This window comes from Paracidovorax sp. MALMAid1276 (genome assembly GCF_049198005.1).
GTDB lineage: Bacteria > Pseudomonadota > Gammaproteobacteria > Burkholderiales > Burkholderiaceae_C > Acidovorax.
On sequence record NZ_JBMIRS010000094.1, the window covers coordinates 37,992 to 63,965 of the forward strand.

General features: G+C 67.9%; 20 protein-coding genes. 12 read left to right on the forward strand and 8 right to left on the reverse strand.

All coding sequences use genetic code 11. The features are described from left to right. Positions 1–62: 62 nt before the first annotated feature. From ACOQFS_RS06165 to ACOQFS_RS06190, 6 genes are all read left to right on the forward strand, one after another. The gene (locus ACOQFS_RS06165; protein ID WP_421562019.1) at positions 63–2,693 is read left to right on the forward strand and encodes an EAL domain-containing protein; all 2,631 of its coding nucleotides are present in this window, start codon (positions 63–65) and stop codon (positions 2,691–2,693) included. Next, a complete protein-coding gene (locus tag ACOQFS_RS06170) occupies positions 2,690–5,212 on the forward strand; it encodes a putative bifunctional diguanylate cyclase/phosphodiesterase (RefSeq protein ID WP_421562020.1) in 2,523 nt (840 codons plus the stop codon). Before ACOQFS_RS06165 ends, ACOQFS_RS06170 begins: the two co-directional genes overlap by 4 nt. A 157-nt stretch (positions 5,213–5,369) precedes the next feature. Then, a complete protein-coding gene (locus ACOQFS_RS06175) occupies positions 5,370–6,590 on the forward strand; it encodes an FAD-dependent monooxygenase (protein ID WP_421562021.1) in 1,221 nt (406 codons plus the stop codon). A gap of 294 nt (positions 6,591–6,884) precedes the next feature. Then, on the forward strand, positions 6,885–8,807 hold the full coding sequence (locus ACOQFS_RS06180) for a PrkA family serine protein kinase (protein ID WP_421562022.1): 1,923 nt from the start codon (positions 6,885–6,887) through the stop codon (positions 8,805–8,807). 50 nt (positions 8,808–8,857) lie between these two features. Further along, the gene (locus ACOQFS_RS06185) at positions 8,858–10,126 is read left to right on the forward strand and encodes a YeaH/YhbH family protein (protein ID WP_421562023.1); all 1,269 of its coding nucleotides are present in this window, start codon (positions 8,858–8,860) and stop codon (positions 10,124–10,126) included. Continuing rightward, positions 10,123–11,802, forward strand: a complete 1,680-nt coding sequence (locus ACOQFS_RS06190) for a SpoVR family protein (RefSeq protein ID WP_421562024.1) — start codon at positions 10,123–10,125, stop codon at positions 11,800–11,802. The genes ACOQFS_RS06185 and ACOQFS_RS06190 overlap by 4 nt, the downstream gene beginning before the upstream one ends. An 89-nt stretch (positions 11,803–11,891) precedes the next feature. Here the strand turns inward: ACOQFS_RS06190 and ACOQFS_RS06195 are convergent, their stop codons facing one another. Next, positions 11,892–12,254, reverse strand: coding sequence for a MerR family transcriptional regulator (locus ACOQFS_RS06195; protein ID WP_421562025.1), 363 nt, complete (start codon positions 12,252–12,254; stop codon positions 11,892–11,894). Between the two features lie 281 nt (positions 12,255–12,535). On the opposite strand from ACOQFS_RS06195, the gene ACOQFS_RS06200 reads away from it, so the two are divergent. Then, positions 12,536–12,976, forward strand: coding sequence for a hypothetical protein (locus ACOQFS_RS06200; protein ID WP_421562026.1), 441 nt, complete (start codon positions 12,536–12,538; stop codon positions 12,974–12,976). Here ACOQFS_RS06200 and ACOQFS_RS06205 read toward each other — a convergent pair. Next, positions 12,873–14,090 (reverse strand): MFS transporter, encoded by a 1,218-nt coding sequence (locus ACOQFS_RS06205; protein ID WP_421562099.1) that lies wholly within the window; start codon positions 14,088–14,090, stop codon positions 12,873–12,875. The genes ACOQFS_RS06200 and ACOQFS_RS06205 overlap by 104 nt on opposite strands. Positions 14,091–14,716: 626 nt before the next feature. On the opposite strand from ACOQFS_RS06205, the gene ACOQFS_RS06210 reads away from it, so the two are divergent. Beyond that, positions 14,717–15,064, forward strand: coding sequence for an MliC family protein (locus ACOQFS_RS06210; RefSeq protein ID WP_421562027.1), 348 nt, complete (start codon positions 14,717–14,719; stop codon positions 15,062–15,064). Between the two features lie 203 nt (positions 15,065–15,267). On the opposite strand, the gene ACOQFS_RS06215 is transcribed toward ACOQFS_RS06210, so the two are convergent. Then, positions 15,268–15,777 (reverse strand): hypothetical protein, encoded by a 510-nt coding sequence (locus ACOQFS_RS06215; protein WP_421562028.1) that lies wholly within the window; start codon positions 15,775–15,777, stop codon positions 15,268–15,270. Then, a complete protein-coding gene (locus ACOQFS_RS06220; protein ID WP_421562029.1) occupies positions 15,758–16,591 on the reverse strand; it encodes a DUF6502 family protein in 834 nt (277 codons plus the stop codon). The genes ACOQFS_RS06215 and ACOQFS_RS06220 overlap by 20 nt, the downstream gene beginning before the upstream one ends. A gap of 218 nt (positions 16,592–16,809) precedes the next feature. Here ACOQFS_RS06220 and ACOQFS_RS06225 point away from each other — a divergent pair, with 218 nt between their 5' ends. Beyond that, positions 16,810–18,885, forward strand: a complete 2,076-nt coding sequence (locus ACOQFS_RS06225; RefSeq protein ID WP_421562030.1) for a beta-propeller domain-containing protein — start codon at positions 16,810–16,812, stop codon at positions 18,883–18,885. A 39-nt stretch (positions 18,886–18,924) separates the two neighbouring features. Here ACOQFS_RS06225 and kynA read toward each other — a convergent pair whose 3' ends face one another. The 4 genes from kynA to ACOQFS_RS06245 all read right to left on the reverse strand — a co-directional run bounded on the left by kynA (position 18,925) and on the right by ACOQFS_RS06245 (position 22,355). Beyond that, positions 18,925–19,824, reverse strand: a complete 900-nt coding sequence (gene kynA, locus ACOQFS_RS06230) for a tryptophan 2,3-dioxygenase (RefSeq protein WP_421562031.1) — start codon at positions 19,822–19,824, stop codon at positions 18,925–18,927. 2 nt (positions 19,825–19,826) lie between these two features. After that, complete coding sequence (kynU, locus tag ACOQFS_RS06235; RefSeq protein ID WP_421562032.1) at positions 19,827–21,137, reverse strand: kynureninase; 1,311 nt, start codon at positions 21,135–21,137, stop codon at positions 19,827–19,829. Positions 21,138–21,225: 88 nt separating this feature from the next. Further along, a complete protein-coding gene (kynB, locus tag ACOQFS_RS06240) occupies positions 21,226–21,882 on the reverse strand; it encodes an arylformamidase (RefSeq protein WP_421562033.1) in 657 nt (218 codons plus the stop codon). A gap of 122 nt (positions 21,883–22,004) precedes the next feature. Next, positions 22,005–22,355 (reverse strand): YkgJ family cysteine cluster protein, encoded by a 351-nt coding sequence (locus tag ACOQFS_RS06245; protein WP_421562034.1) that lies wholly within the window; start codon positions 22,353–22,355, stop codon positions 22,005–22,007. A 257-nt stretch (positions 22,356–22,612) separates the two neighbouring features. On the opposite strand from ACOQFS_RS06245, the gene ACOQFS_RS06250 reads away from it, so the two are divergent. From ACOQFS_RS06250 to ACOQFS_RS06260, 3 genes are all read left to right on the forward strand, one after another. Further along, complete coding sequence (locus ACOQFS_RS06250) at positions 22,613–23,365, forward strand: FFLEELY motif protein (RefSeq protein ID WP_421562035.1); 753 nt, start codon at positions 22,613–22,615, stop codon at positions 23,363–23,365. A gap of 119 nt (positions 23,366–23,484) precedes the next feature. Next, the gene (locus ACOQFS_RS06255; RefSeq protein WP_421562036.1) at positions 23,485–25,173 is read left to right on the forward strand and encodes an AMP-binding protein; all 1,689 of its coding nucleotides are present in this window, start codon (positions 23,485–23,487) and stop codon (positions 25,171–25,173) included. A gap of 157 nt (positions 25,174–25,330) precedes the next feature. Beyond that, entirely contained in the window at positions 25,331–25,966 is a 636-nt protein-coding gene (locus tag ACOQFS_RS06260) for a LuxR C-terminal-related transcriptional regulator (RefSeq protein WP_421562037.1), read from the forward strand. The last annotated feature ends 8 nt before the right edge of the window (positions 25,967–25,974 follow it).

Sequence of the window (25,974 nt, forward strand, 5' to 3'; positions counted from 1 at the left end):
GCCGTCCTGTGTTGTGAAGGCGTCTCTCCCAACCCCATGGATTCCAAGGTTTCAGGGCAGCTGTGATTTCCTCCGAACTGTTGGCCGACCTCCTCGCTCCCGAGGGCGAGGGACTCATTGAGCCCTTGGCGCAGGCGCGCCTGCAAGCCCTCGTCGATGCCCTGCCGGTGGCGTTGATGGAGTTTCGGCTGCAGCAGGGCCAGCTGCAGTTGCTGGCCGCCAACGGTGCGGCGCGGCGCATGCCCGGCCTGGGCGCGGTGCGCACGCCCGGCGCGCTGGCCAGCGAGGTGTTCGACCAACTGGCCCACACGTCGCTGGTGGAGCAGCTGCAGGGCGTGGTGCACCTGGGTGCGCCGCTGGAATGCCGACAGGTGGTGCGCGAGCCGGGCCGCCTCTTGGTGGCGTGGGACCTGTCGGCCCGCCGTGTCACCCCCGATTGCATCGTGGTGACGGTGCGCGACGCGACCGAGGCCGAAACACTGCGTGCGGCCTTGAACACCTCCGAACGCGCGCTGGAAGAAGCGCGGCGCGAGCTGCGCGAGCAGACCGACGTGTTCAACACCATGGAGAGTCTGGCCCGCGCCGGCCACTGGCGGCGCATTGAAGACCCGGGCGAGACCGTGCTGCTGTGGTCGCCCGGGCTGTGCCACATCGCTGGCTTCGAGCAGCAGGAATGGGTGGACCCCGAGCGCGCCGTGAGCGGCATCCTGCCCGAAGACCGCGCCGCGTTCGAACGCGTGCGCCAGCGGGGCCATGGGGCGGATGTGGAATACCGCTGGCGGCGCCCCGATGGCGAGGTGCGCTGGATGCGCTCGCGCGTGCAGCGCACGCTGCCGCGCGACGGGGTGCAGGTGGTCATGGGCGTGGTGCAGGACGTGACCGAGGAGCACCGCGCTGCCGAGCAGCTGCGCGAGCAGCTGCTGTTCATCCAGCGCATCGCCAGCCGCATCCCGGGTTTCATCTACGAATACCGCCTGCACGCCGATGGCGGCACCAGCGTGCAGTACATCAGCGATGCCGTGCGCGAGTTCATGGGGGTGGAGCCGCACGAGGTCACGGCCGACCATGGCGTGCTCATGCACCGGGTGGAGCCCGAAGACCTGCCCCAGGTCCAGCGCTCGGCCATCAACTCGGTGCGCAAGCTGGTGCCCTGGCAGTGCGAATACCGCGTGCGCATGCCCGACGGCAGCACCCGCTGGCACATGACCAATGCGATCCCGCACCGCGAGGCGGACGGCTCGGTGGTGTCGCACGGGTTCACCATGGACATCACCGACCGCAAGCGTGCAGAGCAAGAGATCGAACGCCTGGCCTTCTACGACGCCCTGACCGGCCTGCCCAACCGCCGCCTGCTGCTCGATCGCCTGCAGCGCTCCATCGCCGCCTGCCAGCGCACCCGCAACCAGGGCGCCCTGCTGTTCATCGACCTCGACAACTTCAAAGACCTCAACGACACCCTGGGCCACGACATGGGCGACCAGCTTTTGTCGCAGGTGGCCGCCCGCCTGGTGGGCAGCGTGCGCGAGGCCGACACCGTCGCGCGCTTTGGCGGCGACGAATTCGTCGTCATGCTCGACAACCTCAGCAGCGAACTGCAGGACGCCGCCGGCCAGGCCGAAACCGTCGCAGAAAAACTCCTGGCCAGCCTGAACCAGCCCTTCGAACTCGACGGCGGCCAGCACTACAGCACCCCCAGCATCGGCATCGCCCTCTTTGGCGACACCCGCCTCACCGTCGACGAACTCCTCAAACGCGCAGACCTGGCCATGTACCAGGCCAAAGCCGCAGGGCGCAACACCCAGAGATTCTTCGACCCCGACATGCAGGCCGCCGTCAACGCCCGCTCCAACCTCGAAGCCGACCTGCGCCAGGGCCTGGCCCGGGGCGAACTGCTCGTGCACTACCAGCCCGTGGTCGACCACCACGCCCAGCTGCTGGGCGCCGAAGCCCTCGTGCGCTGGCGCCACCCCCAGCGCGGCATGATCAGCCCCGCAGCATTCATCCCCCTGGCCGAGCAGACCGGCCTCATCCTGCCCCTGGGCCAATACGTGCTGCAGACCGCCTGCGAACAGCTCGCGCGCTGGGGCCAGCACAAAAGCACCGCCCACCTGTCCATCGCCGTCAACGTCAGCGCCCGGCAATTCCGCCAGCCCGGCTTCGTGGCCGAAGTGCTGCACGCGCTACGCAGCCACAACGCCGACCCGAAAAAACTCAAGCTCGAACTCACCGAAAGCCTGCTCTTGGGCGACGTGGAAGACACCATCGCGCGCATGGTGCAGCTCAAGAGCGAAGGGGTGGGGTTTGCGCTCGATGACTTCGGCACCGGCTACTCCAGCCTGTCCTACCTCAAGCGGCTGCCGCTGGACCAGGTGAAGATCGACCAGAGCTTCGTGCGGGACGTGCTGACGGACCCGAACGACGCGGCGATCGTGCGCACGATATTGGCGCTGGCCAAGAGCCTGGACCTGGAGGTGGTGGCCGAAGGGGTGGAGACCACGGGGCAGCTGGGGTTCCTCCGGCTGCACGGGTGCGAGGGGTTCCAGGGGTATCTGTTCGGGCGGCCCAGCTCCATCGAGATGTTCGTGCGCGAACACGACCTGGGCCACCCGGCCGTTGCACCGGCTTCGACCCATGGCACCCCGCAGGCCCGGGCGGCCGCGCCCGCCCCGGGCGGCGCGGGGGACGCGGCGTGAACGGCACCGGCATCCTCTGGGTGGACAGCGACACCCAGCATGCCGCCGCCGCCCGCCGGATGATGGCCGCGCGCCACCCCGACTGGCGGGTGGTGAACAGCCCCACCCCGGAGACCGCGCTGGCGCCCCTGGCCTCGCAGTCGTGGGCCGCCGTGGTGCTGTGCCTGCGTCCCACGGTGCACGAGCTGCCCAGCCTGCTGGAGCTGTGCGCCGGTTGCCCCGTGCTGATGTGCATCGATGCCGCCCAGGAAGCCCTGGCAGCACGCGCCTTCCGCTGCGGGCTCGGAGACTACGTGCTGCGCGACACGGAGCCCGACGGCGTGGCCCATCTCGGCGAGCTGCTGCATCGCCTGGCGGCCCTCATCCAGAGCAGCGGCAACGGCAAGGGCCAGCCCGTGCGCATGGTGGACGCCCGCATCTGGCAGGAGGCGCTGACCATGCTGCAGGAGCAGCGCTCGGCCTTGCAGGCCACGCTGGCCAGCATGAGCCAGGGCATCTTCAAGACCGGGCCCGACGGGCGCATCACGGTCTACAACGAACGCGTGCTGGAGCTACTGAACCTGCCGGAATCGCTGATGGCCGCCCGCCCCACGCTGGCCGACCTGACGAGCGTGCAGGCCGAACGCGGCGACTTCGGCGAGGGTTACAGCCTGGTGGACCGGCGCGGTCATGGCTACGTGGCGGGCGGCGCCAGGGATGCGGCCCCGGCCGTGTACTGGCGCACCACGCGCGACGGGCGTACCTTCGAGGTGCGCACATCGCCGCTGCCCGATGGGGGACTGGTGCGCACCTTCACCGACGTGAGCGACTATGTGCGCGTGGAGAACGAGCTGCGCGAAAGCGAGGCGCGGTTCCGCTCGCTGTCCGACCTGTCGTCCGACTGGTACTGGGAGCACGACGCCGAGGGCCGCTTCGTGCAGTTGGCTGGCGACCTGAGCGTCAACGGCATCCCGCTGTCCAGCGTGATGGGCCGCACGCGCTGGGAGATTGGCGCGCTCAACATGAGCGACACCGACTGGGCCGCACACCGCGCCGTGCTGCAGGCGCAGCAGCCGTTTCGCGACCTGGAGCTGCAGCGCCAGCGCCCGGACGGCAGCATGCACTGGATTTCCGTCAGCGGCGTGCCCGTGTTTGGCAGCGACGGCGCCCTGCGCGGCTACCGGGGCGTGGGCCGCGACATCACCGAGCGCAAGCGGGTGGAAAGCCAGATCGAGCAACTGGCGTTTTACGACGCGCTCACCGGCCTGCCCAACCGCCGCCTGCTGGTCGACCGGCTGCAGCGTGCGCTGGCGGCTGTGCAGCGCAGCAACGCGCAAGGTGCGCTGCTGTTCATCGACCTCGACAACTTCAAGGACCTGAACGACACCCTGGGCCACGATACCGGCGACCAGTTGCTGGTGCAGGCCGCGCAGCGCCTCAAGGGCTGCGTGCGCGAGGTCGACACCGTGGCCCGCTTCGGTGGCGACGAATTCGTGGTGCTGGTGGAGGGCCTGAGCGAGGATGCCCACCATGCCAGTGCCGAGGCCGCGCTGGTGGCCAGCCACATCGCCAACTCCCTGGGCAAGCCCTATGTGCTGGGCGACACCAGCCACCACAGCACGCCCAGCATCGGCATCGCGCTGTTTGGCGTGCAGGCGCACTCGGTGGACGAACTGCTCAAGCACGCCGACCTGGCCATGTACCAGGCCAAGGCTGCGGGCCGCAACACCCAGCGCTTTTTTGACCCTGACATGCAGGCCGCCGCCACCCACCGCGCGGCGCTGGAGGCCGACCTGCGCCGGGGCCTGCAGCAGGGCGAGCTGGTGCTGTACTACCAGCCCGTGGTCGACGGAATGGGCCGTCTGCAGGGCGCAGAGGCGCTGGTGCGCTGGCAGCATCCACGCCGGGGCCTGGTGTCGCCGGCCGAATTCATTCCGCTGGCCGAGCAGACCGGCCTGATCCTGCCCCTGGGGCAGTGGGTGCTGGAGGCGGCCTGCGCCCAGCTGGTGGCCTGGTCGCACAGCGCGCTCACGCGGCAGTTCTTCCTGTCGGTGAACGTGAGCGTGCGGCAGTTTCGCCAGCCCGATTTTGTGGAGCAGGTGCTGGGTGCGCTGAATGCCAGTGGTGCCAACCCCGAGCGGCTGAAGCTGGAGCTGACCGAGAGCCTGTTGCTGGCCGACGTGGAGGACATCATTGCGCGCATGGAATACCTGCGCCGCTTTGGCGTGGGCTTCTCGCTGGACGACTTTGGCACCGGCTATTCGAGCCTGAGCTATCTCAAGCGCCTGCCGCTGGACCAGCTCAAGATCGACCAGGGCTTTGTGCGCGACCTGCAGACCGACCCCAACGATGCGGCCATCGTGCGCACCATCCTGGCCCTGGCCGACAGCCTGGACCTGGCTGTGGTGGCCGAAGGGGTGGAAACCACAGGGCAGCTGGAGTTTCTGCAGCGCCACGGCTGCAAGTCGTTTCAGGGCTACCTGTTCGGCCGGCCCATGCCGCCCGAGGTGCTGGAGCGCGCGCTGCGGCCAGCGCTATGACCCCCACCGGCTGCGCGGGCCGGGGCGGCCGGGCCCGCATGCCGGCCTGCGCGGCGCACAATGGCCGCATGACCTGTGCCTTCCACACTCCCGCCTTCGTGATGTTGCTGCAGCCCTTCGAGCGGGCGTGTTTCTCGCATGAGGGAGCAGCCTGGCGATGAGAAAGCAGGTGGTGGTGGCCGGGGGCGGCATTGGCGGTTTGGCGGCGGCGCTTGCGGCATCGAAGGCCGGCTGGGACGTGCGGCTGTTCGAGCGCGCGGCGGCCTTCAGCGAGGTGGGGGCGGGCGTGCAGGCCGGGCCGAACGTGGTGCGCTGCCTGCAGGCGTGGGGCCTGCAGGGCGCGCTGGAGGCGGTGGCCGCCTTCCCGGACAGCCTGCGGGTGCGCAGCGCCGTGAGCGGCCAGGAGCTGGCCCGGCTGGCGCTGGGCGCCACGGCGGTGGAGCGCTATGGCGCGGCCTACGCCACCCTCCACCGTGCGGACCTGCACGGCCTGCTGCATGCGGCCGTCCAGCAGGCCACCCCCACCCAGCTTCATCTGGACGAAGCCATCGACGCCTTTGACGATGCCGACGGCGTGGTGACCGTGCGCACCCGCCGGGGCAAGGCCGTGGAGAGCGACGCGCTCATCGGCGCGGACGGCCTGTGGAGCCGCACGCGCAGCCAGTTGCTGGGCGCGGCAGCGCCGCGTGTGACCGGCCACCTGGCCTACCGTGCGCTGGTGCCGCAGCAGGCGCTGCCCGCCGCGCTGCGCACCGCGCAGGTCACCGCCTGGCTGGGGCCGCGCCTGCACGCCGTGCAATACCCCGTGCGCCGGGGCGAGCTGCTGAACCTGGTGGTCATCGTGCAGGGGCCTGTGCCCAGCGATCTGGAAGACTGGGACCATGCCGCACAGGCCCAGGGGCTGGACCACGCGCTGCAGGGCACCTGCACCGCGCTGCAGGACCTGGTGCGCAACGTGGGTGACGTCGGTGAGGCGGGTGGTACGGGCTGGCGCCTGTGGCCGCTGTGCGACCGCCCCCCGCTGCGCAGCGCCGACGACATGGCCCGGGGCCTGGTGGCCCTGCTGGGCGATGCGGCCCACCCCATGCGTCCCTATCTCGCACAGGGTGCGGGCATGGCCATTGAAGATGCGGTGGAGCTGCAGCGCGCGCTCTCCATGCACGATCTGGAGGTGCCGCTGCAACTGAGGCGCTATGCCCTCAACCGCTGGCAGCGCAACGCGCGCGTGCAGGCCCGGTCCGTGCGCAACGGGCGCGTCTTTCATGCCACGGGCCTGGTGCGCTGGGGGCGGGACTGGTCGCTGCGCCTGTTGGGCGAGCGTGTGCTGGATGTGCCCTGGCTGTACCGGGGCGAAGGCGTGGGCGAGCCACCGTTGTAGGCCTTGCCCAACGCCCCGCGCAACGCGGGCAGGCATGGGTGCAGGCACCCCAAAAATCGGCCCCGGTTGTCAGGGTATTCATGGGCACGCGAAACAATTTCGGGGTGAACTTGCGCAGTGTGCCACGCTCTACCGGTGTGTGTGCAATGCGCCGAAAAGGCAACGGATGGCTCCACGAATTCGCTGTTCAAGCGCAGTGTGTGGTGCTAAAAAGAGCCAAGCCGGTTAGCGAATTCCCGTGCAACCCCGTGGCACGGCCTGCGCCCCACAGGCCATGCCCTCACAGGAGGCCGTATGGATGCCATCAGCAATTTCGCCGCGCGCTACGCCCGTGGCCGCGAAGAAGAAATGTCCGTCGACGAGTACCTTGCCGAGTGCAAGCGCGACCCGATGGCGTATGCCACCGCTGCGCAGCGCATGCTGGCTGCCATCGGCGAGCCCGAGATGGTGGACACGCGCAATGACCCGCGCCTGTCGCGCATCTTCGCCAACAAGGTCATCAAGCGTTACCCCGCGTTTTCAGAGTTCTATGGCATGGAAGATGCCATCGAGCAGGTGGTGAGCTTCTTCCGCCATGCTGCGCAGGGGCTCGAAGAACGCAAGCAGATCCTGTATCTGCTGGGCCCCGTGGGTGGCGGAAAAAGCTCCATCGCAGAGCGGCTCAAATACCTCATGCAGAAGGTGCCCTTCTATGCGCTCAAGGGCTCGCCGGTCAATGAGTCGCCGCTCGGCCTGTTCGATGCGATGGAGGACGGCCCCGTGCTGGAAGAGCAGTTCGGCATCCCCCGGCGCTACCTGCAGCGCGTGCTGTCGCCCTGGGCCGTGAAGCGGCTGGAAGAATACGGTGGCGATATCCGCCAGTTCCGCGTCGTCAAGCGCTACCCCAGCATCCTGAAGCAGGTGGGCATCGCCAAGACCGAGCCGGGTGACGAGAACAACCAGGACATCTCCAGCCTGGTGGGCAAGGTCGACATCCGCAAGCTGGAAAGCTTTGCGCAGGACGACACCGACGCCTACAGCTACAGCGGTGGTCTGTGCCTGGCCAACCAAGGGTTGCTCGAATTTGTGGAAATGTTCAAGGCGCCCATCAAGGTGCTGCACCCGCTGCTCACGGCCACGCAGGAAGGCAACTACAAAGGCACCGAAGGCTTTGGCGCGATTCCGTTCGATGGCGTGGTGCTGGCCCACAGCAATGAGAGCGAGTGGAAGGCCTTTCGCAACAACAAGAACAACGAGGCGTTTCTCGACCGCATTTACATCGTCAAGGTGCCGTACTGCCTGCGCGTGAGCGAGGAAACCCGCATCTACGAAAAGCTCATCCGCGAGTCGTCGCTGGGCAACGCCGTGTGCGCGCCCGGCACGCTCAAGATGATGTCGCAGTTCGCCATCCTCACACGCCTGAAGGAGCCCGAGAACTCCAGCATCTTCAGCAAGATGCAGGTGTACGACGGCGAGAGCCTGAAAGACACCGACCCGCGCGCCAAGAGCTACCAGGAATACCGCGACTACGCCGGCGTGGACGAAGGCATGACCGGCATCTCCACGCGCTTTGCGTTCAAGATTCTCTCGAAGGTGTTCAACTTCGACAGCGCCGAGGTAGCGGCCAACCCGGTGCATCTCATGTATGTGCTGGAGCAGCAGATCGAGCGTGAGCAGTTCCCCGCCGAGCTGGAGACCAAATACACCGGCTACATCAAGGAGTTTTTGTCGCCGCGCTACGCCGAATTCATCGGCAAGGAGATCCAGACCGCGTATCTGGAGAGCTACAGCGAGTACGGCCAGAACATCTTCGACCGCTACGTCACGTATGCGGACTACTGGATCCAGGACAACGAGTACCGCGACACCGACACCGGCGAGGTCTTCGACCGCAGCGCACTCAACGCCGAGCTGGAAAAGATCGAGAAGCCCGCAGGCATCGCCAACCCCAAGGACTTCCGCAACGAGATCGTCAACTTCGTGCTGCGCGCCCGGGCCAACAACCAGGGCAAGAACCCCAGCTGGACCAGCTACGAAAAACTGCGCCTGGTGATCGAGAAGAAGATGTTCTCGAACACCGAAGAGCTGCTGCCCGTGATCAGCTTCAACGCCAAGGCCAGCGCCGAAGAGGCCCGCAAGCACGAAGACTTCGTCACCCGCATGGTGGACAAGGGCTACACGCCCAAGCAGGTGCGCCTGCTCTGCGAGTGGTACCTGCGCGTGCGCAAGAGCAGCTGAAGGCCCGGTAACGCCGCGGGTGCGGCGCCCGGGGGCCAAGGAGCAAGGAGATGCCATTGCAAATCATCGACCGCCGGCTCGCAGGCAAGAACAAATCGGTGGGCAACCGCGAGCGTTTTGTTCGGCGATACAAGGAGCAGATCGCCGACGCGGTGCGCCGTGCTGTCTCCGAGCGCGACATCCGCAACATCGAGCAGGCCGAGAACATCACCATCCCCAAGAAGGACATCAGCGAGCCCTTGTTCCACCACGGCCAGGGCGGCATCCGCGACACGGTGCACCCCGGCAACACCGACCATGTGCGCGGCGACCGCATACAGCGGCCGCAGGGCGGGGCAGGGGGGCGTGGCTCGCAGGCCAGCGACAGCGGCGAGGGCGAAGACGACTTCACCTTCACGCTGACCAAGGAAGAGTTCATGCAGATCTTCTTTGAAGACCTGGCGCTGCCCCACCTGCTGCGCACCCACATTGGCGAGAACCCGAAATGGAAGTCGCGCCGCGCCGGCTACAGCCAGGACGGCACGCCCAACAACCTGGCCGTGGTGCGCACCATGCGCGGTGCTTTGGGCCGGCGCATTGCGCTGGGCAAGGCGCCGCAGGGCGAGCTGCACAGCCTGCAGGCCCAGCTGGATGCGCTGCTGGCGCAGGACGACGGCACCAGCGAAGTGCTGGCCGAGCTGCAGGGCCGCATTGCGGCGCTGCAACAGCGCGTGGGCCGCATTCCGTTTCTCGACCCCATCGACCTGCGCTTTCGCGCGCGCACGCCGGTGCCCGTGCCCAGCAGCCAGGCCGTGATGTTCTGCCTGATGGATGTGTCGGGGTCCATGGACGAGGCGCGCAAGGACCTGGCCAAGCGCTTTTTCATCCTGCTGTACCTGTTTCTCACAAGGCATTACGAAACCATCGACATCGTCTTCATCCGCCACCATACGCAGGCGGCCGAGGTGACCGAAGACCAGTTCTTTCACTCCACCGAAAGCGGCGGCACCGTGGTGAGCAGCGCGCTGGTGCTGCTCGATCAGATTATCCGCGCGCGCTACCCCGTGGGCGACTGGAACATCTACGTGGCCCAGGCCAGTGATGGCGACAACTTCAGCAACGACAGCGGCAATTGCCGCGACCTGCTGGCCGACCGCATCCTGCCCGTGGCCCGCTACTTTGCCTATGTGCAGGTGGCGCAGGAAGAGCAGAACCTGTGGGAGGAATACAGCCAGCTGCTGCCGCTGTACCCGCACTTTGCGATGCGCAAGGTGGGCCAGCCCAGCGACATCTACCCGGTGTTCCGCGAGCTGTTCAAGAAGGAAGGGGTGCAGGCATGAACGACGACCCCCAAGACCGCGACCGCGACCCGGGCGGGCCCATGGCCCACGGCATCGCGCATTACCCGGTGCTGGAGCGCCGCGTGAGCGACAACCCCTGGAAGGCGGCCGCCGTGGGCGAGCGCCGCCACCGCAGCGTGCCCGGCCAGCCGCTGCCTGCGGGCAAGCGACCCAGCGAGCCGCTGCCCGACCCAAGTGATTGGACGTTTGAGCTCATCGAGCGCTACCACGCCGCCATCGCCGCCACGGCCGAGCGCTTTGGCCTCGACACCTACCCCAACCAGCTCGAAATCATCACCGCCGAGCAGATGATGGACGCCTATTCCAGCGTGGGCATGCCCGTGAACTACCGGCACTGGAGCTACGGCAAAGAATTTTTGGCCACCGAGCGGCGCTACCGGCGCGGCCACATGGGGCTGGCGTACGAAATCGTCATCAACTCCAACCCCTGCATCAGCTACCTCATGGAAGAAAACACCACCGCGATGCAGGCGCTGGTGATTGCGCATGCGGCCTATGGGCACAACAGCTTCTTCAAGGGCAACTACCTGTTCCGCATGTGGACCGATGCGTCCAGCATCATCGACTACCTGGTGTACGCCAAGGACTATGTGGCGCAGTGCGAAGACCGCTATGGCCTGGCCGAGGTGGAGCAGCTCATGGACTCGTGCCACGCGCTTGCCAACTTCGGGGTGGACCGCTACCGCCGCCCCTCGCGCAAGACCCTGGCGCGCGAGCGGCAGGAGCGCGCCCAGCGCGAGGCCTATGCGCAGCAGCAGGTCAACGAGCTGTGGCGCACCCTGCCCACCCGCCCCGGCAAGGAAGGCGCCGTGGAAGAGAACACGCGCTTCCCCCAGGAGCCGCAGGAAAACATCCTGTACTTCATCGAAAAACATGCCCCCCTGCTGGAACCCTGGCAGCGCGAGATCGTGCGCATCGTGCGCAAGATTGCGCAGTATTTCTACCCGCAGCGCCAGACCCAGGTCATGAACGAAGGCTGGGCCACCTTCTGGCACTACACGCTGCTGACCACGCTGTATGACGAGGGCCACCTGAGCGACGGCGTGATGATCGAATGGCTGGGCTCGCACACCAACGTGGTCTACCAGCCGCCCGTGGGGCACCGCGCCTACAGCGGCATCAACCCCTATGCGCTGGGTTTTGCGATGTACCGCGACATCCAGCGCATCTGCCAGAACCCCACGGCGGAAGACCGCCACTGGTTCCCCGACATCGCGGGCACCCCCTGGCTGCCCACGCTGGACCACGCCATGCGCAACTTCAAGGACGAGAGCTTCATCGGCCAATACCTCAGCCCGCACCTCATGCGCGAGATGCGCCTGTTCGCCGTGCACGACGACGCCCGCCAGAGCGAGCTGCTGGTGAGCGACATCCACGACGAAAACGGCTACCGCAACCTGCGCCAGACCCTGTCGCAGCAATACGACCTGGGCACGCGCGAGCCCAACATCCAGGTTTGGAACGTGAACCTGCGCGGCGACCGCAGCCTGACCCTGCGCCACACCCAGTACCAGGGCCGCCCGCTGGGCGACGACACGCAGGAGGTGCTCAAGCACGTGGCCCGGCTGTGGGGCTTTGGGGTGCAGATCGAAGGCGTGGACGCCTACGGCAACAACGCCACGGTGCTGCACCAGGTGCCGCCGCCTGCGGTTTGAGAGATTTTGCTATAAAAAATATAGCTTTTGGCGCTTTCTGGATAAGCGCTGGAGGCTAATTTTGCTTGGAATAAAAGGCCGGTGAGGCACTATGAACCCTGCGCCGCCTGCAACGGGCAATCGGCGGCTACGCGTTCGGCCAGGGATTGGCGCAGGGCCTGCAGTGCGGCGATGCGCGCGTCGATCTCGCCCAGCTTGCTGGCGAGCACCTGGTTGACCAGCGGGCCGGGCTCGGGGGCGTCCCAGATGGCGGGCAGTCGGTCGCCGATCTCGGCCAGTGTGAAGCCCAGCTGCTGCGCCGTGCGGATGTACTGCACCAGCGCCACCACCTCGGGCGGGTAGTCGCGGTAGCCGTTGCCCAGGCGCCGGGCGCGGATCAGGCCCTGCTGTTCGTAAAACCGCAGGGCCTCGCGGCTGAGGCCCGAGGCGGCGGCCAGTTCACCGATCAGCATGGGGATTGGTCCTGGGGATGAGTGGGGTAGGTGCCTTCTGGTGGCACTTGCGAGGGTGCGCAGCGTTGGGTGCCTGCGGGCTGCACCAAGGTGGCGAGTGGGGGTAGGTGCATGCAAGCGCTCCAGGCGGAATGACAACACGTTTTCAACAAAGGTGGCACAAACTGCTTGACCCTGAAGCGTACTTCAGGCCGCAAGCTGGCAGCTTGTTCATTACCTTGCGCGACTGCACAACCATGTCTGCCACCACCATCGCTTCCACTTTTTTCGTATTTCCTGCCATGTCTCTGCGCCGCTACACGCGCATCGTGCGCGCCAGCGCGTGGTACGACCTGCTCGTCACCTGGCCGTTTGCGCTGCCGTGGACCTTTGTGTGGCTCTACGCGCAGCTGGGCGCCTTGGCGCAGGCGCTGGGTCTTCCGGGCACGCTGCACCCGCTGGACGGCACGCACTTGCTGCTGGCCAACCTGCTGGGCTCGGTGGTGGTGGTGTGGTCGGTGGCGCGCATCGTCACGCCCACGTTGCTCCTGGGGCGGCTGGACGGTGTGGCGCGCTTTTTGTTTGCGGCCTGGCAGATCTATGCCGTGGCCCACGGCGCCAACGTGATCGTGCTGGGCTTTACCGTGATGGAGTTGTTGTTTGGTTTGCTGCAGGCGTGGCCGGTGGCGCGGGCAGGCAGCGAAACGCCAGCACACCGGCGGCCAGCATGCCCGCAATCGTGAGCATCACGGCCACATAGGGGTCGGCTCCGTTCGCGGCGGCCACAGACGCGGCCAGGCCGGTGGCCCACTGCATCAGCGCCACGCCCAGGAACAGCGCCATGGTGAACACGGCCATGGCGCGGCCGGTGACGGCCGGGGCGTAGGACGAGCGCACGTCGGCGTACTGCAGCACCATGTAGCCCGACAGCAGGCCCACGGCGATGGAGCCCGACACGTCCAGCCATTCGGCGTGCAGCAGGCCCACGGCGCCAAACAGGGCGGCCAGCAGCACGGTGAAGCCGGTGATCCAGCGCCGCCGCCGTGCCGGGCCCGGGTCCAGCCGGCCGAACAACGCCGGGGTGAACAGCGACACCAGCGACGACAGCATGGCCACATTGCCGCTGGCCACCAGGCTGTAGCCGTGCCGCTCGATCAGCAGCGGCCCCAGCCACAGCCCGCGCAGCGTGAGGAACGAGGCATACGTCGTCAGCGCCAACAGCATGATGCCGGCCGTGTGCGGCAGCAGAAACAGGGCGCCAAATCCGCGCACCGCCGCGCCCACCGATTCGCGCGGCGCTGCACCGCTGTGGTCCGGCAGCGGGGGCTCGTGCACTTTCCAGTAGATCAGCAGCCAGGCCAGCACCGAAAGCCCCGCCAGCACGGCAAACCCCACGCGCCACGACGAGTGCTGCACCAGCCACGCCAGCGGCGTGCCGGTGAACAGCATGCCCAGCCCGCCCACGCCCATGGCCACGCCCGACACCATGGCAAAGCGGGTGGCCGGAAAGTACCGCGCAATGAACACGGTGCACACCAAAAACGCGGGCGCGCAGCCCACGCCGATCAGCACCTGGCCCAGCAGCACCGTGCCATAGCCCGGCGCCAGCGCGGACAGCAGCGCGCCCGCAATGGCCAGCGGAAACGCCGAGAGCAGCGTGCGCCGCACGCCATACAGATCGATGCCCACGCCCATGAACAGCTGCATGGTGCCGAAGGCAAACGCGAACGCCCCTGCAAACACGCCCAGCGCCTGGGCCGAGAGGCTGAACTCGGCCTGCAGCCCTGTGGCCATGATGGCCGTGATGGTGCGAAACGCCTGGCTCAGGCCAAAGCCCGAGATCAGCGCCAGCAGCATGACCCATGCCGTGCGGCCAGGCAGGGGCGGGGCCTGCACGGGGTGGGCAGCTGTGGGTGGTGGGGACGACGCGGAGGAAGGGGCGGAGGGCGCTGGCACGGGGCGGGAGGGCAGGCGAAGAGACAGAAGGAGAAAGCTGAAAAACAAGCGGTCGGAGGCGGGCCAGGGGCCGGACCATCAAGCGTAAGTGTTCCGGCGGCCGGTGTCTGCCCCAGGGCGACATCTCCATCGCCGGGGTCTCCCGTCGCGGAAGACGGGCTCGCGGTGCTGTGGCGCATTGCCAGCCCAGCGCCTATTCCCGTGCGTTCTGGTGCGGTTTTGGCGTGTCATGGGGGCGCAATACCGGCTCGCCAGACTCCCCGGCTTCCCTGGGCATCGTTTGTTTGTCTGGGGCCGGAGGGCCTGGAAGGCTCAAGGAGGGGGTGGGCAGCGGGTTATGGCAATCCCTAGGAGGGATCACCCCAATCGACGCAGGCAGTGGGCTGGGGCACCCTTTGGGGTGTGTCCCGCGGCCGCTGCGCGGCGTTTGTTCCCATTGGTGGAAGTTGGCAAGCTTTGTGCTTGTGCGCCGTGCAGGGCCCGTCGGCGGGCCCCCGGCCGGGGTTGGCAGTGAAGGAGTTTGACGGATGAAGAAGTTGGTACCACTGGGTTCGAGCGTGCTGGTTGCCTTGCTGGCCACAGGTTGCGCCACCGCCCCCGCGCAGAAGGTGTCGTTCAACGAAACCGGCAGCATGCAGTTTGCGTGCGGCAATGGCGACAAGGTGGAGATGCAGTTCTTCCCCGAGCAGAACATGGGCGTGCTGGTGCGCAACGGCTGGACGGTGGGCCTGCCTGCCCAGGCCACCGACAGCGGCTATGCCTATAGCAACGGCCCCACCACGGTGCGTGGCGACGGCAATGAGATGACCATCCAGATCGGCTACCTCACCCCGATCTGGTGCCGCGGCCGGCCCATGCTGGTCTCGGGCCGCTGACTTTCTGGCGCTTTTTCACCCGGCGTGCTGCGCTGCCCACCGCGTGGGTGATGCAGCCGGGGCCATCGCCCGCTTTGCAGGGCACAAAATCAAAAACGATAGCTGCCAGCGCTTGTCCAGCAAGCGCTGGCAGCTTTTTTTGTGCCCCAATCCCGCTTTGCCCCGGTGCAACGCCCTCGGTGGCTAAGCCGGGGCTTGTCTGCCTATAGCCCCGCGCTGCACCCGCTGGGGGCGGCGGCCTGTGTGCCTTGCTCCAGCGTGATGGGCGTCACCAGGTTGGCGCCGGTGGCGTCGCGCAGCGTCAGGGACACCTCGCGGGGTTCGGCGGCGGTGGCGCTGCTGAACTGCAGGCGCAGCACGGCGGGGCTGCGGGTGATGCGCGGCTGGCCGTTCAGCCATTCCGTGGTTTCCAGCGTGCCTTCCAACGTGACCGCGCCCTCGGCGTCCGGCTGCCAGGGGCCTTCATGCACGAAGCGCAGGCACAGCGCGGTGAACTCCACGCGTTCGGGCTCCAGGCGCAGGGTGATCCGGGGGCAGTCGTCCGCGCAGGGCGCGCCCACGCTGAAGCCGGGGCCCGCGTACGAATAGACGCCCGTGACGGGGCCCGTGCCGGTGCCGCCCGTGCCGGGCCCGCAGGCGGCCAGCGCCAGTGCCAACAGCAGGGTGAAGGCGCGCACGGCGCGCAGGGCCAGCTCAGGAAGAAGGGTGTTCATCGTTGTCTGCGGCATAAAAATAGCTGCCGAAGCGCGCGCGGTGAATGCGCTTGCCGGGGGCAGTGTGTTGCTGGTCGTGGTCGAACCGGGCCTGCGCCTCGGTCATCACGGTCTTGAAGGCCTGGCGCCAGGCGCGCGCTGCCACGGCGTGCAGGCGGCGGGTGGATTCCTCGCTGAGCTGGTCCACAAACACCGCCTGCTCCAGGTAGTTGTGTTCGCCCTGCAGGTTCAGCGCGGCCGCGGCCAGGTGGTCGTGCACGTTGTGCTGCATCAGTTGCGCCATTTCGGCAAAGCCCTGGCGCGGCACAAATCCGGTGATGAGCAGCCGCACCTCGCCGCTGCCGAGGTCTTCTTCGGCCATGCCCAGGCGCAGCAGTTCGTCCAGGACCGCGCGGGGGCGCACGTCGCTGCTGATGCTGGCCACCAGGGCGTCGAAATGCGGGCCGCCACCGGCGCGGGGCAGCGGGCGGGGCTGGCCCTCGTCGTCCAGGCAGTCGGGCTGGCTCAGCCAGCGGGCCACCACCTGGCTGGCCATGTTCAGCGGGGTTTCGCCAGCGTCCTCGGCATCGGCGGGCTCGGCCAGCCGGCCCAGGTTGCGCACGTCGCGGCGGTGCACGCCCGACATCAGGCTCACCGCGCTGTCCGTGGGCTTCTTGCCGCTGTCCTGCAGCTCGGCGTGCGCGGCATCCAGAAACACCTTCTTCATCGCTGCGGCGAACGCCGGGTAGGCCACGCCATTGCGCAGCAGCAGGCGCGCCAGCGGCCGCAGCACGTGCAGGGCGCAGGCGAGAACAATGGCGGAACGGGAAGGCATGGTGAACGAACACGAAGACAACAAAAAGGCGGCGCCGCGCAGGCGGGCAAACAGCCGCCATTGTGATGTGGTTGACCGCTGTAAATTACGTGGGATATTATCCCACTTATCTGTGGCGGGTGTGCACCATGTACTTACGGACGACGCAACACCGGATTGAGAGAGCGCCTGAGCGCACGCCGCGCCACAGATACCTATCTGGACGGAGAAATCACCAAATGAAACAACGTGGAATGGCATGGGGGATGGGCTGGGGCGCGCTGTGTGCTGCGGCCTTTGTGGCGGGCTGTGGCGGCGGGGCGGGCGAGCCCGGCGGCCCCCAGACGCCGAACGAGGCGCGGCTGCAGGCCGTGCGCTCGGGCGAGCTGGTGGGCTTTTTCAGGACCAAGGTGGCGCAGCGCGTGGCTGCGGGGTTGCCGGGCACGGTCATCACGCTGCCCACGGTCAGCGACCCGGGCCGCGCGGGCTCGGTGGTGGTGAACACGGGCACGCCGCTGGTGGGGCCGCAGGTGGAGGAGGACGGGCTCGTCAAGGCCGACGGCACCATGCTGTATGCGCTGCACCGCGCCCACACCACGGGCTCGGGGGCGGCGCTGGAGCAGCAGCCGCCCCGCTTCTCCGCCATGGCGCGGCTGCCGGACCACAGCCTGCGCAGCGTGGGCCGGGTGGCGCTGGACGAGACTTTTGTGCCCTATGGCTTTTACGTGGCGGGCGGTGGCACGCGCGCCGCCGTGATCTCGCAGCAAGACCCCTATGTGGGCCGCCAGCCCGGTGTTCCGTTCACGGCGCCTGCTGCGGGCCGCCAGGCGGCCGCCGAGGGCGCGGCCGACACCACGGTGGTGCCCGAATACAGCCGCACGCTGTCGCTCGACGTGTTTTCCATCGGCAAGGATGTGGTGCCTGCGCAGCTCAAGCGCATGCGCATTGACGGCCTGGTGCTGGGCAGCCGCCTGGTGGGCAACACGCTGTACATCGTCACCACCTGGTCGCCAGACCTCACGCGCTTCACCGTGCCGGCAGGTGCCACTGCGCCGCAGCTGGAGGCCGCGCTGAAAGACCTGAAGGCGACCGACATCCTGCCCACGCTGCGGGTGGACAACGGGCAGCCCCAGTTGCTGGTGACCGAAGCCGACTGCCTGCTGCAGCCGGGCAATGCCTCGCTCAACCTGCAGCTCACCACCATCACGGCCATCGACCTCGCATCGTCGGGCCTTGCGCGCACCAGCCGCTGCTTTGCGGGCGGCAGCGAGGGCCTGTACCTGGGGGCCAGCAGCGTCTACGTGGCCAGCTCGCGGCAGTACCGCTATGGCGGCGACGTGATCAACATGGTGTTTCCGGTCGGCAGCCGCACCGACATCCACAAGTTCGCGCTGCGCGGTGGCCAGGTGGACTACAGCGCATCGGGTGTGGTGGACGGCCACCTGGGCTGGGACATGACCCGCCTGGGCGAGCGCATGAACGAATACCAGGGCGATCTGCGCGTGGTGACCTTTACCGGGCAGACCGGGCAAAGCGGTGCGCCGCCGGTCACCATCCAGTCCAAGCCCGTGTCCACGGCCGTGCTGTCGGTGCTGCGCGACCCGCCGGGCGACAGCCGCCTGGCCTTGCTGGCCAAGCTGCCCATCCGCCAGCGGCTCTCGCCCACGGGCCAGGCCGGGCAACAGATCGACACCGTGCACTTTGCGGGCGCGCGTGGCTATGCCGCCACGTTCCTCCCGTCAGACCCGGTGTATGTGCTGGACCTGGCCAACGCGAGCAATCCCTCCATGGCGGGAGAGATCGCCGCGCAGGGCTACACCCGGCACCTGTTTGCGCTGCCGGGCGGCTGGCTGCTGGGCGTGGGGCGCGATGTGACGGACGGCGGCACCGAGGCCGGGGTTCCGCTGGCGCTGTTTGATGTGCGCAACCCCGCGCAGACCCGGCGCGTGGCCACCGACCGGCTGGGCATCGAGGGCAGCAGCACCGCGCTGGGCGCGGAGCGGCCCGTGCTCAACGTGCAGCAGGCGGGGCCGCGCGTGCTGCTGGCGTTTCCGGCGCGGGCCATGCAGCTGCCCATCGGCATCGGCACACCGCCCCCGCTGCGCGGCCTGCAGGGCGCCGCGCGGTGGGAGGTGAACACCACCCAGGGCACGCTCACGCAGCGGTCGATGCTGGTCACATCCGCCCTGCTTTCAACGCCGCCGGACGGCGGCTGGAACGCCCAGTTCGACCTGTTCAACGAGCGTAGCCTGCAGGTGGACGCGGCGGTGTACCAGATCTCGGGCGGGCAGACGTTCTACAAGGTGGGGGACTGAACCCGTGCAACTTGGCAGGCTGTGCCCGCGCCGCACCCCTCACAGGTCGGTGCGCAGCTTCCAGATCTCGGGAAACAGCACCACGTCCAGCATCTTGCGCAGGTAGCTCACGCCGCCCGTGCCGCCGGTGCCGCGCTTGAAGCCGATCACGCGCTCCACCGTGGTCACGTGGCGGAAGCGCCAGAGGCGAAAGGCGTCCTCCAGGTCGGTCAGCTCCTCGCCCAGCTGGTACAGGTCCCAATGCTGCTCGGGGTTGCGGTACACCGTGAGCCAGGCTTGTTCCACCGCATCGTTCTCCACATACGGCTGGGTCCAGTCGCGCTCGGTGTGGCTGGCGGGCACGGCCAGGCCGCGCCGGGCCAGCAGGCGCAGGGCTTCGTCATACAGCGACGGCGCCTCGTACGCGGCCTGCACCAGCGCCAGCAGGTCGGCGCGGTGCTCGTGGGGCTTGAGCATGGCGCGGTTCTTGTTGCCCATCGCAAACTCGATGCAGCGGTACTGGTAGCTCTGGAAGCCGCTGGACTGGCCCAGGTAAGGCCGCATGGCGCTGTACTCGGGCGGGGTCATGGTGGCCAGCACGTCCCAGGCGTGCACCAGCTGCTCCATGATCTTGCTCACGCGCGCCAGCATCTTGAACGCGGGCGGCAGCTCGTCGCGCGCAATGTGGCCGATGGCCGCGCGCAGCTCGTGCAGCATCAGCTTCATCCACAGTTCGCTGGTCTGGTGCTGCACGATGAACAGCATCTCGTCGTGCGCGGGCGAATGCGGCTTTTGCGCGGTGAGGATGGCATCGAGCTGCAGGTAGTCGCCATAGCTCATGCTCTGGCTGAAGTCGAGCTGGGCGCGCTCTTCGTGCACGATGGATTCGGGCAGGGCAGACGCTGCCCTGTCGCCGGCGTTGGATTCGGCCGGTGTGTTGGAGTGGGAGAAGGGGCACATGATCAGGTCACCGCGTGGGTCTGGTTGAACTCAGGCTTTTGCCACTCGCCGCTTTCCAGCACCTGGCGCAGGTGCTCCACCGCGTTCCACACGTCTTCGAAGCCCAGGTACAGCGGCGTAAAGCCAAAGCGCAGGATGTCCTTGTGGCGGCCCTGGCCTCCGTCCCCTTTTCGGAAGTCCCCGATCACGCCGCGCGCAATCAGCGCCTGCACGATGGCGTAGGCGCCGCTGCCCTGGCCGTTCACGCCCGCGCCTTCGTCGCGCGTCAGGCACACCTGCGAGCCGCGCTCGGCATGGTCACGCGGCGTGGCCAGGCCCAGGCCGTGGCCGGCGCATCGCTCTTCCACCAGCTTTATGAACAGGTCGGTCAGCGCCAGCGACTTGGTGCGCAGCGCGGCCATGCCGCCCAGGGATTGCGCGGCGGTGAACACATCCAGCCCGCACTGCAGGGCCGACAAACTGATGATGGGCTGCGTGCCGCACAGGTAGCGCGTGATGCCCGGCGCGGGCTGGTAGTCGGGCGTGAAGGCAAACGGTGCGGCATGGCCCCACCAGCCCGACAGCGGCTGCCAGAAGCGGTCGGCATGGCGCGGATGCACCCACACAAAGGCCGGGGCGCCGGGGCCGCCGTTCAAATACTTGTAGCCGCAGCCGACCGAGAAATCCGCGCCCGCGCCGTTCAGATCGACCGGCACCGCGCCCGCGCTGTGCGCCAGGTCCCACACGCACAAGATGCCCTGGGCGTGCGCCGCAGCGGTGGTGGCCGCCATGTCGTGCATGGCACCGGTGCGGTAGTTCACGTGCGTGAGCATCAGCACGGCAACGTCGGGGGTGAGTGCGGCGGCAATCTCCTCGGGCTCCACCAGCAGCAGCTCCAGCCCGCGCTCCTTGCACAGGCCTTCGGCAATGTAGAGGTCGGTGGGGAAGTTGCTGCGCTCGCTGACGATGCGGCGGCGCGCCGGGCTGTCCTGGCGGGCGATGTTCAGCGCCGCGCTCAGCACCTTGTAGAGGTTGATGGACGTGGTGTCGGTGCACACCACTTCATCCTTGCCCGCACCGATCAGCGGGGCCAGCTGGTTGCCCAGGCGCTGGGGCAGGTCGAACCAGCTGGCGGTGTTCCACGACTGGATGAGGTCGGTGGCCCATTCGCGGTTCACCACATCGGCCACGCGGGCGGCGGCGGCCTTGGGGGCCACGCCCAGCGAATTGCCGTCGAGGTAGATCACGCCCGGGGGCAGGGCGAAGTGGTCGCGCAGCGGCGCCAAGGGGTCTTGCGCGTCCAGCGCGCGGCAGTCTTGCAGGGTGGTGGTCATAATGTTGGAACGGGTTTGCTTCTGTTTTGATAGCTGTTGGCGCTTACTGGATAAGCGCTGGGGGCCAAAAATGCTTGAAGAAATCGAGCTACAGCGCCCTCAGCACGGCGCGCACGGGTGACGCATCGGCCGTGGTCAGCTTCAGGGGCAGGGCGATGAGTTCGTAGTCGCCCTCGGGCACGGCGTCGAGCACCAGGTTTTCGAGCACGCGCAGGCCCCGGCGGCGGATGACCTGGTGGCTGTCGAGCGTCTTGCTGTCGGCCGGGTCGATGCTGGCGGTGTCGATGCCCACCAGCAGCACGCCCCGATCGGCCAGGCGCTCGATGGTGTTGGGCGCATAGGCGGCCAGTTCACCGTCCCAGCGGTCCACGGGCATGCGTTCATAGGTGCGCACCAGCACGCGCTGGGGCAGGGTGCCGTCCACCGCGTGGGCGATGTGATCCCAGGTGATGAGCGGCCCGCAGCCGATGGCATGGATCACGCGGCAGGGGCCGAGAAACGCATCGAGCGGCACGTCGCCGATGGTGGCGCCCGCTGCGTCGTAGTGCAGCGGTGCATCGGCATGCGCGCCCACGTGGGGCGACAGCGTGATGGCGCTGACATTGACCGGGCAGCCCGGGCCGATGGTGGCGCACCACTGCTGGCTGTAGGCCGTGTCGCCCGGAAACACGGGGCTGCCCGCGTGCACGGGCGGCGAGATGTCCCAGAGCCTGCGGGCGGCATGGGGGGTGGAAGGCGTTGGCATGGGACGAAGTTTGCGTGTCCCGAAAAACCCGTGGTGTCGGTTATTTCCAACACTCAGCCGATTTTTGTTGAGGTCTAAACTATTTGATTCGGGCAGTGGCCCGGCTGCTGGAGGGTGTCACCTCACAAGCTGGGGCCTTCCGCCAGCGGCGCCAGTCCGTGCCGTGCCCGCGCCTTGTGGCAGGCGTAGTCGCCCGCCGCAAATTCGCGGCAGGGGGCAGGGCGCAGGTCATAGATGCTGCAGGCCACCTGCCGGCCCACCTGGCCGGTGAGCGCGGCGCATCGGATGGGCACCTGCTCCGTGCCCCGCATGCGGCAGGTGCTGCCGTTCACATCCAGCGCGGCATCGTCGGGCACGGTGCCGCCCATGGCCTGCATCTCGTACACGGCAAAGTCCACGCGAAAGCTCGCGCAGCAGGCACCGCAGCTGAGGCACGGGTGGAGGGCAGCGGCTGTGGGGTTTGCGTCAGACATGGCAGGCGGGCTGTTGGGGCGCACCTGCGGCGGGGCCGTCAGGCGCTGTAGGGGATCGGAATGCTAGGGATGTCCTGCGTAACCCTTGCGAGTCGGTGGTAGTGCGGATCGGGATGGGTCGCAAGGCGTCTTTTTGCAGCCAATAGCCCTGCTATTGGCAAGAAAAGCAACGCGGCGGACCGCCCGAGACCGCGTTACCACCGACCGCAGGGAGTTATGCAGGCCATCCCTAGCCCCGCCCACCCAGGACCCACCCCATGGACGCAGCCCAGACCATCCGCGACGCCATTGCCCACGTGACCGCGCTGCGCGAGCAACGCACGGCCGACCCGGCGCTCGGGGCCGCCGTGGGCCGCGTCAAGGCCGTGCAGGCGCAGCGCTTTCGGGGCACCTATGCCGACCTGATGGCTTCGCCCGCGTTCGGGCCGGCGGCGCGGTTCTTTCTGGTGGAGCTGTACAGCGACAGCGACTACACCGAGCGCGACCAGCAGTTCGGCCGCATTGCGGGCACGCTGCAGACCATGTTCCCCCAGCCCGTCGTGGCCACCGCCGTGGACCTGGCCGTGCTGCATGCACAGACCGAGGCGCTGGACCACGCCATGGGCCGTGCCTGGCAGCAGGCGTCTTCCCAGGGCTCCACGCCGCCGTCCGACGCCGCCCGCTATGCCGCCGCCTGGCGGGCCGTGGGCGATCGCCCCGCGCGGCAGCAGCAGCTGCAGCGGGTGCTGGCCATGGGCACCGATCTGGCGCGCCTCACCCGCACACCGGGCCTCAGGATGATGCTGCGCATGATGCGCGCCCCGGCCCAGGCCGCCGGCATGGGTGCGCTGCAGAAGTTTCTGGAAGCGGGCTTTGACACCTTCGGCCAGCTTGCGCGCCAGCGCGGCGGGGTGGCGCAGTTTCTGGCCGCCATCGAGCAGCGCGAGCGCGCGCTGATGGACCTGCTGTTTGACGCCGACCCTGTCACCTGCGGGACGCAGCTCGAAAACACACTAGGACAAGCCCGATAGCCCGCCGCGCGGGCGCCTTCCACAATCGGTGCCCACCGCGCATCAGGCGCCGTGGATGCATCAGGCATCAGGCATCAAGCAAGCTCAAAGCAGCAGCAGCAAGGGAAGGAAACTAGCGCATGGAAAAGATCTGGCTCAAGAGCTACCCCCCGGGCGTCCCGCACGACGTGAACCCCGAGCAATACCGCTCTGTAGCCCATATGCTGGAGGAGTCGTTCCGCAAGCACGCCAACAGCCCGTTCTCGGTCTGCATGGACCAGTGGATGAGCTACGGAGAGCTGGACCGCCGCTCGGCGGCCCTTGGGGCCTATCTGCAGGGCCTGGGCCTGGCGCCCGGCGCACGCGTGGCCATCATGCTGCCCAACATCCCGCAATTTGGCGTCACCATGGCCGCCGTGCTGCGCGCCGGCTACACCTGCGTGAACGTGAACCCGCTGTACACCGCGCGCGAGCTGGAGCACCAGCTCAAGGACTCGGGCGCCACGGCCATCGTGATCCTCGAAAACTTCGCCCACACGCTGGCCGAGGTCATCGACCGCACCGCCGTGCAGCATGTGGTGATGGCCTCCATGGGCGACCTGCTGGGCTTCTGGTTCGGGCACTGGATCACCTTTGCCGTGCGCCACCTGGCCAAGATGGTGCCCGCCTACGAGCTGCCGCTGTCGGGCGGACGCAAGGTGGTCCCATTCAAGAAGGCGCTGTCGATGGGCGAGCACAAGTCGCTGGCCGCAAGCCAGGCCACGCTCGACTCCATCGCCTTTCTGCAATACACCGGCGGCACCACCGGCCTGTCGAAGGGCGCCGTGCTCACCCACCGCAACATCGTCGCCGCCACCCTGCAGGCCGAGGCCTGGTTCAGCCCGGCGCTGGCGAAGGTGGGCGACCTGAGCCGCGCCAACAGCATTGCCGCGCTGCCGCTGTACCACATCTTCGCACTCACCCTGTGCCTGCTGGCCATCCGCCAGGGCTCCAGCATGACGCTGATCCCCAACCCGCGCGACATCCCCAAGTTTGTGGCCGAGCTGAAGAAGCGCCCCTTCCACATGCTGCCCGCCGTGAACACGCTGTTCAACGCGCTGCTGCAGAACCCACAGTTCAAGACGCTGGACTTCTCGCATCTGTGTGTCTCGCAGGCCGGGGGCATGGCCGCCAGTGAAGGCACGGCCAAGCAATGGCAGAAGGTGACGGGCAGCACGATGATCGAAGGCTGGGGCATGAGCGAGACCTGCGCCATCGGCACCAACAATCCGGTGAACAACACCGAGTTCAGCGGCACCATCGGCCTGCCGCTGCCGGGCATCGACATTGCCATCAAGGACGACGAAGGCAACAGCCTGCCCCAGGGCGAATCGGGCGAGATCTGCATCCGCGGCCCCAACGTGATGACGGGCTACTACAACCAGCCCGACGAAAACGCCAAGGCCTTCACCGCGGACGGCTTCATGCGCACGGGCGACATCGGCATCATGGACGAGAAGGGCTACACCCGCATCATCGACCGCAAGAAGGACATGATCCTGGTCAGCGGCTTCAACGTGTTCCCCAACGAGCTGGAGCAGGTCATCAGCCTGTGCCCCGGCGTGGTGGAATGCGCGGCCATCGGCATCCCCGACGAAAAGCAGGGCGAGGCGATCAAGGTGTTCATCATCAAGAACGACCCCGCGCTGACCGAGGAAGACGTGGCGCGCTACTGCCAGGACAACCTGACCGGCTACAAGCGCCCCAAGTACATCGAGTTCCGCGACGAACTGCCCAAGAGCAACGTGGGCAAGATCCTGCGGCGCGAGCTGCGCGCGCCCACGGCCTGAGCCGCAGGGCCCCGGGCGCAGCCCCCAGGGCTCGCCGCCCTGCAGCCCGGGACGGGAGCGCAGGGGGCTGCGGGAGCGGCCAGGGCCCGGGCGCAGGTGCTACATTGCGCTCGCAGCGCCCTGCCGCCGCCCACGACGCTGCCCTTTACCGAGAACCGTGAAGTTCCTGCTCCTGGAAGACCACCCCCTGTTTCGCCAGGCGCTCAAGGGCATCGTGGCGCGGCTGGACCCGGCCGCCACGGTGCTCGAATGCGCCTCTTTCGACGAAGCCCGCCCGCTGCTGGGCGATGACCTGGACCTGGTGCTGCTCGACCTGCGCCTGTCCGGGCTCGATGGCATGAAGGTGCTGGCCACGCTGCGCGCGCAGTTTCCGGCCCTGCCCGTGGTGGTGGTCTCCGCCTCGGAAGACCGGCACGATGCCCAGGAGGCGCTGCGCCTGGGGGCTCTCGGCTTCATTCCCAAGGCCTCGTCCGCCGAGGTGATGGAGCACGCGCTGCGCGTGGTGCTGGCGGGCGACGCCTACCTGCCGTCGCACCTGCTGCAGGACGGCGATTCCTTTGCCCCTGCCCCTGCGCCGCCGCCCCGCGACGCCGGCCTGGGCCTGACCGAGCGGCAGCAGCAGGTGATGCAGCTGATGGCGCAGGGCCAGTCGAACAAGCAGATCGCGCGCGCACTGAACCTGACCGAGAACACCGTCAAGGTGCATGTGACGGCCATCCTGCGCGAACTCCAGGTCAGCTCGCGCGCGCAGGCCATCGTGGCGCTGTTCCAGCGCGGCACCGGCCCGTCCTGAGCGGCCCG

What these genes read in the sequence shown, in the direction of transcription:
- ACOQFS_RS06175 (WP_421562021.1), top strand. Translation starts at nt 5,370, where the DNA reads ATGAGAAAGCAGGTGGTGGTGGCCGGGGGCGGCATTGGCGGTTTGGCG.
- ACOQFS_RS06180 (WP_421562022.1), top strand. Translation starts at nt 6,885, where the DNA reads ATGGATGCCATCAGCAATTTCGCCGCGCGCTACGCCCGTGGCCGCGAA.
- ACOQFS_RS06185 (WP_421562023.1), top strand. Translation starts at nt 8,858, where the DNA reads ATGCCATTGCAAATCATCGACCGCCGGCTCGCAGGCAAGAACAAATCG.
- ACOQFS_RS06190 (WP_421562024.1), top strand. Translation starts at nt 10,123, where the DNA reads ATGAACGACGACCCCCAAGACCGCGACCGCGACCCGGGCGGGCCCATG.
- ACOQFS_RS06195 (WP_421562025.1), bottom strand. Translation starts at nt 12,254, where the DNA reads ATGCTGATCGGTGAACTGGCCGCCGCCTCGGGCCTCAGCCGCGAGGCC.
- ACOQFS_RS06200 (WP_421562026.1), top strand. Translation starts at nt 12,536, where the DNA reads ATGTCTCTGCGCCGCTACACGCGCATCGTGCGCGCCAGCGCGTGGTAC.
- ACOQFS_RS06205 (WP_421562099.1), bottom strand. Translation starts at nt 14,090, where the DNA reads ATGCTGCTGGCGCTGATCTCGGGCTTTGGCCTGAGCCAGGCGTTTCGC.
- ACOQFS_RS06210 (WP_421562027.1), top strand. Translation starts at nt 14,717, where the DNA reads ATGAAGAAGTTGGTACCACTGGGTTCGAGCGTGCTGGTTGCCTTGCTG.
- ACOQFS_RS06215 (WP_421562028.1), bottom strand. Translation starts at nt 15,777, where the DNA reads ATGAACACCCTTCTTCCTGAGCTGGCCCTGCGCGCCGTGCGCGCCTTC.
- ACOQFS_RS06220 (WP_421562029.1), bottom strand. Translation starts at nt 16,591, where the DNA reads ATGCCTTCCCGTTCCGCCATTGTTCTCGCCTGCGCCCTGCACGTGCTG.
- ACOQFS_RS06225 (WP_421562030.1), top strand. Translation starts at nt 16,810, where the DNA reads ATGAAACAACGTGGAATGGCATGGGGGATGGGCTGGGGCGCGCTGTGT.
- kynA (WP_421562031.1), bottom strand. Translation starts at nt 19,824, where the DNA reads ATGTGCCCCTTCTCCCACTCCAACACACCGGCCGAATCCAACGCCGGC.
- kynU (WP_421562032.1), bottom strand. Translation starts at nt 21,137, where the DNA reads ATGACCACCACCCTGCAAGACTGCCGCGCGCTGGACGCGCAAGACCCC.
- kynB (WP_421562033.1), bottom strand. Translation starts at nt 21,882, where the DNA reads ATGCCAACGCCTTCCACCCCCCATGCCGCCCGCAGGCTCTGGGACATC.
- ACOQFS_RS06245 (WP_421562034.1), bottom strand. Translation starts at nt 22,355, where the DNA reads ATGTCTGACGCAAACCCCACAGCCGCTGCCCTCCACCCGTGCCTCAGC.
- ACOQFS_RS06250 (WP_421562035.1), top strand. Translation starts at nt 22,613, where the DNA reads ATGGACGCAGCCCAGACCATCCGCGACGCCATTGCCCACGTGACCGCG.
- ACOQFS_RS06255 (WP_421562036.1), top strand. Translation starts at nt 23,485, where the DNA reads ATGGAAAAGATCTGGCTCAAGAGCTACCCCCCGGGCGTCCCGCACGAC.